At 40.4% G+C, this 13612-nt stretch carries 11 protein-coding genes and 2 pseudogenes; 10 read left to right on the forward strand and 3 right to left on the reverse strand.

Translation table 11 applies throughout. From position 1 onward, the window contains the following. The first annotated feature begins 28 nt into the window (after positions 1-28). From Xish_RS04195 to Xish_RS04235, 10 genes and pseudogenes are all read left to right on the forward strand, one after another. Positions 29-391 carry a MarR family winged helix-turn-helix transcriptional regulator gene (locus Xish_RS04195; RefSeq protein WP_244185913.1) on the forward strand — a complete coding sequence of 121 codons (363 nt, stop codon included), beginning with the start codon at positions 29-31 and terminating at the stop codon, positions 389-391. 258 nt (positions 392-649) lie between these two features. After that, on the forward strand, positions 650-997 hold the full coding sequence (locus tag Xish_RS04200; protein WP_099116852.1) for a YacC family pilotin-like protein: 348 nt from the start codon (positions 650-652) through the stop codon (positions 995-997). Positions 998-1115: 118 nt separating this feature from the next. Then, on the forward strand, positions 1116-1979 hold the full coding sequence (speE, locus tag Xish_RS04205; protein WP_099116853.1) for a polyamine aminopropyltransferase: 864 nt from the start codon (positions 1116-1118) through the stop codon (positions 1977-1979). A 27-nt stretch (positions 1980-2006) separates the two neighbouring features. Further along, entirely contained in the window at positions 2007-2801 is a 795-nt protein-coding gene (speD, locus tag Xish_RS04210) for an adenosylmethionine decarboxylase (protein WP_099116854.1), read from the forward strand. Between the two features lie 334 nt (positions 2802-3135). Next, positions 3136-4476, forward strand: coding sequence for an MATE family efflux transporter (locus Xish_RS04215; RefSeq protein ID WP_099116855.1), 1341 nt, complete (start codon positions 3136-3138; stop codon positions 4474-4476). A 459-nt stretch (positions 4477-4935) separates the two neighbouring features. After that, positions 4936-6261, forward strand: a complete 1326-nt coding sequence (locus Xish_RS04220; protein ID WP_099118659.1) for an SLC5/6 family protein — start codon at positions 4936-4938, stop codon at positions 6259-6261. Between the two features lie 183 nt (positions 6262-6444). Further along, positions 6445-6779, forward strand: a pseudogene (locus Xish_RS04225) (IS1-like element transposase); the annotation flags it as partial. 325 nt (positions 6780-7104) lie between these two features. Continuing rightward, complete coding sequence (locus tag Xish_RS04230) at positions 7105-7437, forward strand: hypothetical protein (RefSeq protein ID WP_244185915.1); 333 nt, start codon at positions 7105-7107, stop codon at positions 7435-7437. A gap of 161 nt (positions 7438-7598) precedes the next feature. Then, positions 7599-7766 carry a hypothetical protein gene (locus Xish_RS18530; protein ID WP_167383214.1) on the forward strand — a complete coding sequence of 56 codons (168 nt, stop codon included), beginning with the start codon at positions 7599-7601 and terminating at the stop codon, positions 7764-7766. A 1157-nt stretch (positions 7767-8923) separates the two neighbouring features. Continuing rightward, a pseudogene (locus Xish_RS04235) lies at positions 8924-9490 on the forward strand (tyrosine-type DNA invertase); the annotation flags it as partial. Between the two features lie 352 nt (positions 9491-9842). Here Xish_RS04235 and yjiA read toward each other — a convergent pair. The 3 genes from yjiA to Xish_RS04250 all read right to left on the reverse strand — a co-directional run bounded on the left by yjiA (position 9843) and on the right by Xish_RS04250 (position 13356). After that, complete coding sequence (gene yjiA, locus Xish_RS04240; RefSeq protein ID WP_099116858.1) at positions 9843-10802, reverse strand: GTPase; 960 nt, start codon at positions 10800-10802, stop codon at positions 9843-9845. 60 nt (positions 10803-10862) lie between these two features. Further along, a complete protein-coding gene (locus Xish_RS04245) occupies positions 10863-11066 on the reverse strand; it encodes a YbdD/YjiX family protein (RefSeq protein ID WP_099118661.1) in 204 nt (67 codons plus the stop codon). A gap of 136 nt (positions 11067-11202) precedes the next feature. Beyond that, positions 11203-13356 carry a carbon starvation CstA family protein gene (locus Xish_RS04250; RefSeq protein ID WP_099116859.1) on the reverse strand — a complete coding sequence of 718 codons (2154 nt, stop codon included), beginning with the start codon at positions 13354-13356 and terminating at the stop codon, positions 11203-11205. Positions 13357-13612: the final 256 nt, after the last annotated feature.

A 13612-nucleotide genomic window follows, 5' to 3' on the forward strand; every position in this document is an offset into this window, starting at 1 on the left:
GCAGGCTCATGCTGCCCACAGAATAAGGATGGAACGCGCATTGCAGGACATTGGGTTGACCCTGCCTCAATTTTCGGTGCTAACCATGCTTGCCGAATATCCCAAGGCTTCGGGAGCTGAACTAGCTCGCTTATCATTGCTGACACCACAAACGATGAGCGTCATTGTCGGCAATTTGGAACGCGCAGGAATGGTGTTGCGACGGCCGCACAAAGAGCATGGCCGAATTCAAATTATCGAGATCACCGATGCCGGTCGAGAACTGCTTGTTCGCTGCAAATCAGCAGTCCAGCCAACTGAAACTATACTGCTCGCCGGTGTAAGCAATGCCGACGAAATAGTCGTTCGCCGATGGCTGGTTCAAGTTGCAAAACAGTTGGGCACAATGTAAATCCAATAATGGTGTATGTTTTTCTACTGGAGTTTGGGATTAGTTGCTTACTCTTCGTATTTCAGCAAAAGCTATCATTATTCATAATGACCGGATTCTACTCGTCAAATACAAACCTGTTCGTTAACGTACAACCCGATGTTCTCACCAGTGGAAAAAATGGTAATTTCATAAAAATTAAGTAAATAAAGCTTAGCTAACAAAGATATTAATATGTTAATTTAAATAAAATGGTAGAAAATTAGTATAATAGAAATTATGCAAAAAATTGCCTTATTCGCGTACATTCTAGTTCTGTTTAGTTTTACTCAACCAGCACAAGCGCTGTCTGAGAATGAAGCTGAGGATCTCGCCGATCTGACAGCCGTTTATCTCTATCTAAAACATGACTGCGGCTATAGACAAATCCCAGACTTTCAAATTAAGCGTACAATTATCTATTTTGCTCAACGTAACAAATGGGATCTCAGTAACTACAATAACCAGTTAATGAAAGAATTAAATCAATTAGGTTACAACGATTTAAAGGAAATCAACTTACCCCATGAGGTTAAATGCCGCTCTCTGGCAAAGAACTCACTCAGTCTGCTCTCGTATATAAAATAGTGCTTTTTAAATAACTCCAGAGTTAGTTTAATGTTGAAACTAAGTGACAACCATGTGAACCATTGGCTACTATGTGCACCCAATACCGATGAATGTCACAATGGAGGAATAACGGAACATGTCACAAAAAGAAATTTGGTATGAAACATTGCATTCCAATTTCGGTCAGTATTTCGCAGTTGAAAACGTGCTTTATCACGATAAAACAGAGCATCAAGATTTAATTATTTTTGAAAATACAGAACTAGGCCGCATCATGGCACTTGATGGTGTGGTTCAAACCACAGAGCGCGATGAGTTTATCTATCATGAAATGATGGCTCATGTACCACTATTTGCCCACGGCCAAGCCAAAAAAGTGTTGATCATTGGCGGTGGTGATGGCGGGATGCTGCGTGAAGTTTGCCGTCATCACTATCTCGACAGTATTACAATGGTCGAGATTGATGCTGGTGTAATCGAATTCTGCCACCAATATTTGCCAAACCATAACGCAGGTGCCTATAACGATCCCCGTTTCAAGTTGGTGATTGACGACGGTGTTAATTTTGTCAAAACCACATCTGAAAAATTTGATGTTATCATTTCTGACTGTACTGACCCTGATGGACCAGGTGAAAGCCTGTTTACTTCTGAATTTTATGCAGGCTGCGCTGCTTGCTTAAACGAAGGTGGCATTTTTGTTGCCCAAAATGGTGTCTGTTTTCTTCAACAGAATGAAGCTGTCAATAGCCATAAAAAGCTGAGCCACTATTTTACTGACAGTAGTTTTTATCAGGCAGCTATTCCAACTTATTACGGCGGGATCATGACGTTTGCATGGGCAACCCAAAATTCTGCCTTGCGTCAGGTGCCTCTGACAATGCTGCAACAACGCTTTGAAGATGCGGCTATAACTTGCCGTTACTACACACCAGCCGTACATGCAGGAAGTTTTGCGCTGCCGCAATACTTGCTGAATGCACTATCTGAAAACCAATAATCTCCATTAACCGGGAGGTGAACTAAATTGCGCAAACTGAAATTGCACGGCTTTAATAATCTAACAAAAAGCTTGAGTTTCTGTATTTATGACATCTGTTATGCAAAAACGAAGGCCGATCGCGACAGTTATATCGCGTACATTGATGAACAATATAATGCAACCCGCCTGACTGAAATACTCAGTGAAACCTGTTCAATCATTGGTGCAAACATTCTTAATATTGCTCGCCAAGACTATGATCCCAAAGGAGCGAGCGTTACCATTCTGATTAGTGAAGAACCCATTGCTGTCAAACTGGTGGATAATACGGAAAACCCCGAACTATTCCCTGATTCTGTCGTCGCCCATTTGGATAAGAGCCATATTTGTGTACATACCTATCCAGAGAGCCATCCAGATGATGGTATATGTACCTTCAGGGCAGATATTGAAGTATCAACCTGCGGTGTTATTTCTCCCCTTAATGCCCTTAATTACCTGATTTATAAATTGGAATCTGACATTGTAACAATGGATTATCGCGTTCGTGGTTTTACCCGAGATATTAATGGCGTAAAATACTACATTGACCATGAGATTAGCTCCATCCAGAATTATGTGACAGAAGAAATTCAATCTCAGTACCATATGATTGATGTGAATATTTTTCAGGAAAATCTCTTCCATACCAAAATGATGTTGAAAGAATTCGATCTGAATGAATATTTGTTCAATACCACAGCGGAAGAACTAAGTGAAACGGAAAAAATAGAAATCACCCGTTTACTCAAAAAAGAGATACAGGAAATCTATTACGGACGAAATTTACCCGATCTATAGATAATTGTATTCGACCTGATCTATCTGACTGGCAGAATATCAATCTGCCAGTTATTCATTTTTATCAAACATAGCATTCTTCATTTTAATGGCACATCTAACTCAGTATTTGTAATAATTTTATCGCCATAAATTGGTTTGCCTTGTTGGCTCTTACAGTCGCTGTCATAGAATTATTACTGATGCCAATGCTAATGACTGATGTCATAAAGGGTAATAAAACTACTAATACTATTCACTCATCAATAAACCCTGTAAAATCATCTATGCTTTTTCTGGGTATGCCACACCGTAAAAGACCATTCATCTAACTTCTAATAAATAGGTTTTACTAATGCATCAGTCTGATGTTGTTGATCGCTCTCTTTTTTCATTAAGCTGGCCGATTTTCATTGATATCTTTCTGCATATGGCGACGTTATTAATCAATACATACATGGTCAGCCATATTTCTTCTTCTTATCTTGCTGCTATGGGAGTGGGTAATCATGTTTTTGATCTCTTTATTACAATTTTTAACTTCATCAGTGTAGGTTGCAGTGTTGTCATCGCACAATATCTGGGCTCAGGAAAACGCGATAAGGCGAGTCAGGCGATTCATATTTCCATCGCCTTTAATTTTGTGCTGGGTTTCGGTTGTGCTCTGATCACGGTGTTCTTCGGTTATAAAATCCTGCATATCATGAACCTGCCCGAAAATCTGATGGAAGATGGCTTTGCTTATCTGCATATTCTTGGTATCTGTCTGATACCCGAAGCAATTTCGATTATTTTGGCAGCCTGCATGCGGGTTTATGGAAAGTCGAAATCGGCCATGTATGTCACACTGATTGCCAACTTTCTTACCATTATCGGTAATATGATCGTGCTGTATGGGTTCTTTGGATTGCCTCAATATGGGCTTGAGGGCGTAGCGTGGTCTACAGTATTTGGTCGTACTGTCGCTGTGATTTTGCTCTGTGGATTACTGTTTTGTGGTTTGAAGATCAAGTTCGAGCCTAAATTGCTCGTGAACTGGTCTAAAAATATGTTGAGTAAAATCCTGCATATCGGCTTGCCAGCCGCGGGTGAAAATTTTGTGTGGATCCTGCAATATATGACTGCACAGGCATTTATCGGCCTGATGGGTGAAATGTCTCTGGCCGCGCAAACGCTGTACTTCCAACTATCTCTGTTCATTATGTTGTTTGGTATTTCTATCAGCATTGGCAACGAGATTATGGTTGGTCACCTTGTTGGGGCAAAACGTTTTGAAGATGCCTATCTTCGGGGGCTGAAAAGTCTGAAAATTGGTGTGATTGTTACAGTAGGCATCGTTTTGGCGTTCTGGATTTTCAGGGAGCCGCTTCTTTATGTCATGACGGAAGATCAGAAAATTGTTGAACTTCTTCTACCGTTATTCTTGCTCTCGGTCTTTTTGGAGCCAGGACGCACTTTCAACATTGTGATGGTTAATGCCCTACGTGCTTCTGGCGACGCCCGTTTTCCACTCTATACTGCGTTAATTTGTATGTGGGGAATATCTATTCCTGTCGGATATTTTCTGGGAATTACCATGGGTATGGGTCTCCTGGGGATCTGGATAGGATTCTTCTGCGACGAGTGGATACGTGGATTAGTGAACGCCTGGCGTTGGAAGTCTAAAAAATGGCAAACCAAGCGATTAGATGTCTAATTAAAAAATAACAGTAAAAATAAGTGTAAAAAATGCCGTAACTCTGCTTGCGGCATTTTAATTTCAGGGAAAACATAAAACGCCATTTTTTTATTTATTTGTAATCTCAAAATTTCAATGAAATATAATTTGATTTTATCAATAACACGGTTCCATTCGTTTTTATTACCCCAAAACTATGGTAAATACAGGCAGACCAATTAGGTATTAATTTTCCTTTATTGTTCAGCGGAAAGCAGGATTAATCTATGTATAACCCTACTTTACTAGTAAAAAATTCTAGATTAATCCCCTAAACTACCGCATAATATTAAGAATAAAAAGGATTTAATCCTGACAGGGTGTTTTCGACGCCTTTCTTTTTTGCACAATTTCCCTTTGCAATTTCTTCTTCATACAGAAGTTGTTCTCCTTGAAATCATTGACTATCAGCACACGATAATTCACTTACTAAAAGATATGAAAACAGAAACAAAAAACAATGATGTCACGTCACAGTTATCTCCATCCGCCAAACGCGCCAACATGACAGAAAAGGAATGGAAAAAAGCCATAAAATTCGACCATACCGATACCGGCTGGATCATTATGAGTATTGGCATGGCAATCGGAGCCGGAATTGTTTTCTTGCCTGTTCAGGTTGGATTGATGGGATTGTGGGTTTTTCTGCTCTCTTCCATTATTGGCTATCCTGCCATGTATCTCTTTCAACGGCTCTTCATCAATACCCTTGCAGAGTCACCAGAATGCAAAGATTATCCCAGTGTTATCAGCGGTTATCTTGGTAAAAACTGGGGCATTTTTCTAGGAGTACTCTACTTCATTATGTTGGTGATCTGGATGTTTGTTTATTCCATCGCTATAACCAATGACAGTGCTTCTTACTTGCAAACATTCGGAGTTACCGATGAATTAATGTCGAAAAATCCACTGTACGGGTTGGTATTAATCTGTGTACTAGTCGCGATCTCTTCCCGCGGTGAAAAATTACTGTTCAAAATATCCAGCCTGATGGTCATAACAAAGTTATTTGTTATCGCGGCATTAGGATTTTCCATGATTGGTATGTGGCATCTTTACAATGTCGGAGCATTGCCTCCCCTAGGGCTATTGATCAAACAAGCCATCATCACGTTACCTTTTACGCTCACGTCTATCCTGTTTATACAAACACTTAGCCCAATGGTGATTTCTTATCGTAATCGGGAAAAAAACCGTGAAGTTGCCCGTTACAAGGCACTGCGAGCCATGAACATTGCCTTTGGTATCCTGTTTTGTACGGTATTTTTCTATGCCATCTCTTTTACGCTGGCAATGGGACATGACGAAGCGCTCAAAGCCTATGAACAGAATATTTCAGCACTAGCAATTGCTGCCCAGTTCTTTCCTGGCGGCTGGGTTATTGCCGTCAGTATTATGCTCAATGTCTTTGCCGTGATGACTGCCTTTTTTGGTGTTTATCTGGGTTTTCGCGAAGCCAGCCAAGGCATTGCCATCAATGTTCTTAGTCGCCTGATACCTGCCGAAAAAATCAATGAAAAATGGGTTCAAAGAGGCATTATCGTTTTTGCCATCTTATTGGCATGGAGTGCAATCCTCCTGAATGTCCCAGTATTAAGCTTTACTTCTATTTGTAGCCCAATATTTGGCATCGTTGGCTGCCTCATTCCGGCTTATTTGGTCTACAAAGTCCCTGGCCTGCGCCATTACAAAGGGATATCTCTTATCTTGATTATCTTTACTGGGATCTTGCTATGCATTTCTCCTTTTCTGGCCTTCTCCTGACATGGGTATAGTTAAAAGATCAGTGTTTAAGAACATCAATTACGATCAGTCTTACTATTAAGATTTACTCAATGCGCCATAAATCCTCGCCTCTCTGTTCGAGGATATAAGGCGCATTTTTCGGTCATGTATTAAATGGTTAGTTATGGTAGACTTCCCGATTTTTAGTGATAAAGATAAAGTATGGCTAAAGTTGACGTCTATTGTCGTTATTGTCACACATCAGAACAGGTCAAAGGGCATGGAAAAGGAAATGGCGGACATCAGCGTTATCGCTGTTATGCCTGCTGCAAGGTTTTTCAGTTGGAATACACCTACCAAGCCTGCAAACCTGGCGTTAAAGCGCAGATTGTCGACATCGCGATGAATAACGGAGGAATTCGTGACACCGCCCGGATCCTGAAAGTCGCCACCGCCACTGTCATGAAAACGTTAAAAACCTCACGCTCCGAAACGTAACGACGTTGCCCCTTGCTGGAAATAATATTCAGCTTATCTGTGAAATAGATAAGCAATGGGAGCAGGCTAAAATGGCGTCCGGAAGTTCTTGACCGCTACAATAAAGGAGCGGCTATGTCATTTCAACTCACCCTAAAAGTCGAGCATCGCGTTAGGATACGAATGGCATACTTTTTATCGTTCGTTTTTTGCGCTATTTTTTTCATCATGCGTCGTTCATTACGGGGAATGGGTGGTAGGATAACCATAACTCAGTCCTTCTTTTTGCTTTTTTGTTTCTGGAAAATCCAAATTCGCAAAAATGGGACTGAGTTTCTTTGATACTCCTACCATTTTAAAAAGTCATTTAGATACGTTATTTCATATCGCTAATATTTTTTGGAGATGAATAAAGTGAAACTATATAAATTAATTATCGCCGTTTCTATATTGAGTTTTCCTTTTCTATCCTTACAGGCTGAACCTACAAATCATTCCACTATGAAAACAAAAATAGCCAAAACTACGAACCCTACTAATTGTGATGAATTAAATGGAGAAGCAGGTCAAAACGGCCAGAATGGAATACCAAGGAGTGATTGTATCAATGGAGGCAATGGCGGCAATGGGGCTGAAGGCGGTGGGAATGGCGGACATGGAGGAAATGGAGGAGCTAATGGAGGTGCAGGTGGTAACGGAGGTGATGGAGGTGCCGGTGGTAGCGGTGATCGTAATTGAATAGAAGGAGAACACTATGAATTATTTCAAACTATTATTCGTCTTTATTTGCTCATTAACAATCGCCTCAGTATCAGCTTCAACCAATTCATTCGAAAAGAGTACATCCCATAATAACGGCTATGTTCTCATTGCAAACGGAGGAAACGGAGGAAATGGTAATGGAGCCAATAATCCCTGAGGTAATGGGGGGCAAGGAGGTCATGGAGGTCGCGGTGGTTCAAATGGTGGGCATGATGGGCATGATGGGCATGATGGGCATGATGGGTGATTTATATACTAACCAAATAAACTATCACCAACTTAAGTTGGTGATAGTTTATGTCTGAATTCTTCTCTTAAGTAGCACAGTAACGTACCGTCACACTAATCATCAGAACAGCTACTATGAATTTGATCATGAGAAATCTTATGTTCATATTTTCGATGGTTTATCATCCGAAGATGGTGCCTGAATATTATGTATGCATACATTAGAATTGTAAGCAGAAATCTCAGAAAATTCCGTCACTCTGATTTCTACCCAACAGACCAGTGAATTTATCGTCACTATTCCTTTCGAAATGTCACTACAGAAGATTATTGTGTTGTCCGAGATCTTTATATCACTACAATGCACGATAAAGTGATAGGGACTTTCATTGAGCGTAAGTACTATTTTTGATATTTAATCTAACTATTTAATACATGACCCATTTTTTCCATCTCATCAACTCTCCACAAAATCTACAGCATTCATTAAATAATTCTTTCAATGATGACACCATATTTAATTAATCATAAAAAATATCTATTTAACTAAATTTAATAAATTGAATAAAAAGCAACCAGTTATCTGCATCCAACCAAAAAAATAATAAACAATATAAACTATAACTTTAGTTATTAAATTAACTAAAAATCGCCCTTTAGCCTAAAGTTATTCTATATATCATCCTTTACTATACCTTATAATATTTCATTTTAATCAAAAAAAACAAAATTTATAAGAATAAAAAACCAATAAAAAATTAAAAATAAAATTTTATTTCAAATTTAACAAATAAAAGTTAATTTTCAATCAATAACAAGGCGTTATGCAAACAATTTAGATAAATCATTTACTTTTTTCACTAAATGCAGTAAAAATACAATCTCAATACACCTAAATGGATTTTTAAAAGAATAAAAAACTAAAAAACAAACCAAGAAAAATGATTAGTTGTAAAGTTCAATAGAGTTGTTTTTATGTATGGAATTCTACTTATGATTGCCTCATTCTGTGTATCAGAATCACATAGCACGTATTTATACGATTTCAATTAGCATTTTCATTAAAAATAAGACAAAAATAAGCAGCAAATTTTTTTATTTGCTGAATTCCAATTAATCCAATCTGGTATTTGGCCGATCATATTTAAAAAACACTAATGTTTTTGTTGTATTCAATTGGCTTAAATACTTTGCTATTCACAATTCATCTCTCTGATTTCATAGGAATGATAATTTCATGAAGCAACGTAAGTTTTTAACCCGATACGAAATAGACGCAATTTTGGCAGCAACAAAACAAGGACGCCACGCAGAGCGCGATTACTGCATGCTGTTGATGTGTTTTATTCACGGTTTTAGGGTAAGTGAGTTATGTAATTTATGCCTATCTGATCTCGATTTAAATTCAGCAATCATTCACATCAGGCGGTTAAAAGGTGGGCTTTCAACCACACATCCTTTGATTCCAGAAGAAATAGAAGCGTTAAATAAATGGCTAGATATTCGTCAAAGATGGCGGGAAGCCGACTCTCCGTGGGTATTTCTCTCTCAAAAATCCGGCCCTGTTTCACGGCAACAAGTTTATGGATTATTAAAACGCTATGGGAAGCAGGCATCTGTCAGTGTTTCTCCACATCCGCATATGTTAAGACACGCTTGCGGTTATGCTTTAGCCGATCTCGGTCGTGATACCCGTTTGATTCAAGACTATCTTGGACACCGTAACATTTCACATACCGTAATTTATACCGCCAGTAATGTGAAACGTTTTTCCAGAATTTGGGAGTCTCATTCTAAATAGCTATGTTATTTTTCTGCTGTTTTCACTAACATAATCTGTTATCGCAACAATCTCCACTAATTAGTTTGTGGAGATTGCCGGCAGATAAAATAAACAATACCATGAACATCTAAGATAAATGACTATTTTTACGTATGACAAATTTAATTTGTGAATAGGTTTTATTTTTATTGTTTTTCATTTGTTAATTCATCAGGTTTTTTCTTTAAAAAGATTTAAGTCTAACGACTAAATATATAAATTAAACTTCTATTTAAACTTGAGCAGCGAATTTATATGAATAATTTCACTGCTCAATAAGAAATAAAAATGAACAATTAAAACTTTCAAAAAATGATTGCTTAATCAATTATTATTCAAACAATTTCGCAAATTTTTCACGGATTTTCTGTTCTGGCAGATCTGTACCAATAAAAACCATTACACTTCCACGCACTTCATCATCGCGCCATTCTCTATCCCAATCCGCGCTATACAGACGCTGAACTCCTTGAAACAGTAACCGGCGTGATTCCTCTTTAATAGCAAGAATTCCTTTGTACCGCAGAAGGTTATCCGCGAAACTCAGTAATAGCTCCTCCATCAGGTTAGAAACTGCTAACAGTTCAACCGGATACGCTAAATTAATGACAATCGACTGAACCAAGTTTTGTTGTTTGGGTACAAATCGAAAAACAGGAGTCGAAACCGTCAGTTTGTCATTCAACATAAAACCTTCGATATTGAACAGTAAGTCTAAATCTGCTTCACCTTGAATAACCTTATGAATGGGTGCTCTGATATTGATTCGCTGCAAACGTTCAACTAAAGCATCACGAACGGGAGCAACATCTGTTTTCGTTAAAAGAAGCCTGTCTGCATATCCCACCTGCGCCTGTGCAATGGAAAAACGATCTAACTGTTTCTCCGCATGAACCGCATCCACCAGCGTGATGATACCGTCGAGTACAAAACGCTGGCACAAAACTTCATGAGAAAAGAAAGTCTGCGTGATCGGGCCGGGATCAGCCATGCCTGTACATTCGATAATCAAGCGGTCAAAATTGATCTGCCCTTTATCCATGCTATCCAGCAAGTCTAATAGAGCTTCTTCCAGCTCATTTGAACGGCTACAACAGATACAGCCATTGCTTAAAGTCTTAATCTGAGTTGCGCGATCACTAATCAATTCATCATCAATAGGGACTTCGCCAAATTCATTTTCAATCACGGCTATTTTATGCCCATGATTGGCATTGAGGATATGACGTAACAGCGTCGTTTTTCCTGATCCCAAAAAACCAGTTAAGATCGTGACTGATATTGGTTGCATTTTCGTTTCCCGATGCCTCTTAACTTCTAACAATTTCCCAATGAATTAGTCGCTTTTTCACTAACAACAACGCATTCCACCTTTTCCATCGCCGCCATAGCGAGCATTCTGACGTTCACGAAAAAATTCTTCATAAGACATATAGGGCTTATCAGGGTGGTTTTCCTTCATATGCTGTACATATGTGTCATAGTCTGGAACGCCTACCAACATTCGGGCAGCCTGCCCCAAATATTTGCCTGCCCGACCAAGATTACCAAACATAAATTGTTCTCCAGGGCTTGTTTTATAAGGAATAGCTTCCCAATAAAAAATACCCCACATAATACAAAGCCAATTATGTGGGGTATAGCGGTTACTGATACGAAATGATTTGGTCGATATCAGTTTTACTATCGTATCAGTGCGTAGACGAGACTTTCACCCCACCTTCAGGAACCGGAACATAAGGCGTTTCCTTATCGGTACGCTCTGGATTTTTGCTTGCTTTAATCGCAGCTTTGATACCATAAATGATGATGCTATACACCACGATCAGGAACAGAATGCTTAAGCCCGCATTGGTGTAGTTGTTCACAACAATGTGATTCATGTTACTGATTTGTCCGGCCGTCAATTCTGCACCGCCTTCGGCGATCCGCTGCTTGTATTCTTTCGCCATAAAGAAGAAGCCTTCAAGCCGTGGGTTATCACTGAATAATTTCAGCCCCAGCGCCCATGTGGTACAAATCAACAACCAAACCGCAGGAATAACCGTTACCCAGATATATCGGGTGCGTTTCATCTTGATCAGGACAACTGTGCCCAATACCAATGCAACGGCAGCCAACATCTGGTTGGAGATACCAAATAACGGCCACAAGCTCTTAACGCCACCCAATGGATCAACCACGCCTTGATACAGCAAATAACCCCATAAACCGACACAACCGGCTGTACCAATGATACCCGCAATCAGGGAATCCGTTTTTTTCAGGAATGGAACAAAGTTACCCAAAAGATCCTGCAACATGAAACGGCCAGAGCGTGTACCTGCATCCAGCGCCGTCAAAATGAACAGAGCTTCAAACAGAATACCAAAGTGATACCAGAAGCCCATATCTGCTGCTGGGATGATTTGGTGGAACACATGGGCAATACCCACTGCTAAGGTTGGTGCTCCTCCTGCGCGGTTCAAGACGGATGGCTCACCAATGTCTTTTGCCGTTTGCAGAATTTGATCAGGTGAAATAACAAAGCCCCAAGAACTTACGGTTGCTGCCGCATGACTCGTTACTTCTTTCAAAGAAGCCATAATCATTGGTGCTTCGGCAGTACCCAAATTATGCAGATCCGGCATGGTAATACCTAATGCTGCCGGAGGGGTATTCATCGCAAAATACAGGCCCGGCTCAATGATGGATGCCGCAACCAATGCCATGATCGCCACAAACGATTCCATCAACATCGCACCATAACCAATGAAACGTGCATCTTTTTCATTTGCCAATAGCTTAGGTGTTGTCCCCGAAGAGATCAGGGCATGAAAACCAGACACCGCACCACAAGCAATAGTAATGAATAAGAATGGGAACAGCGTTCCTTTCCATACTGGCCCTGTACCATCAATATATTGTGTGACGGCTGGCATTTTCAGTTCAGGGTTCAGGATGACAATCCCAATTGCAAGGCCAACAATAACCCCAATTTTCAGGAAAGTTGCCAGATAGTCACGCGGTGCCAAAATAAGCCAAACAGGCAATAATGCAGAGATAAAGGCATATCCGATCAGCGCATAAGTGATAGTGGTATCTTTGAAAGTCAGCGCGGGTCCCCAGTAAGGATCGGCGGCGACGACACCACCAAACCAAATGGCAGCAATCAGCAAGAGAATACCAATCACAGAGACTTCACCCACACGCCCTGGACGGATATAACGCATATAGATCCCCATGAAAAGCGCAATGGGTACTGTTGAGCAAACAGTAAATACGCCCCACGGACTTTCCGCCAATGCTTTCACGACGATTAAGGCCAGCACTGCCAGAATGATGATCATGATCAAGAAGCAACCAAACAGCGCTATTGTGCCTGGCACGCGTCCCATCTCTTCCTTGACTATCTCACCCAGTGATGCCCCATTGCGGCGGGAGGAGATAAACAGCACGATAAAGTCCTGCACCGCTCCGGCCAGCACAACCCCTGCCAACAACCACAATGTTCCTGGCAGATAACCGACCTGTGCCGCCAATACTGGCCCGACTAACGGACCAGCCCCCGCGATGGCGGCAAAATGGTGGCCAAACAGGACATTTTTATTGGTGGGAACATAGTTCAAACCATCATTATTGATAACAGCGGGAGTTGCTCGCGTGGCATCCAGTTTCATCACTTTCGTGGCGATATACAGGCTGTAATACCGATAAGCAACCAAGTAAACGGCTACGGAAGCAACAATGATCCACAAAGCGCTAACATGTTCTCCCCGACGTAGCGCAACAACTCCGAGACAGAATGCGCCAATTATCCCCAATACCATCCAGGGGATATGTTTTAACAGTTTATTATTGTTCATAAAACGTCCTTTTCCACAGTAAGACGAACAGCACGTCATTATTTAATTTTTACTTCCTTCTCCATAAACCGACCATCTACAGCCGGCAGGAAGCGATACCTATAAAGGTATATACTCCTCGTCACACTGCACTATGATATAAAACTCTCCCTGATAAGAGTGGGAGGATCTTGCCCAGCGGTTGAATACCAACATTGAGCGGTCAAAATCCTCCAATCAGTGGTTCATACATATAAAACATAAGCCAAGTTTTGTG

It is taken from the genome of Xenorhabdus ishibashii (assembly GCF_002632755.1).
In the GTDB taxonomy this organism is placed as follows: Bacteria; Pseudomonadota; Gammaproteobacteria; order Enterobacterales; family Enterobacteriaceae; genus Xenorhabdus; species Xenorhabdus ishibashii.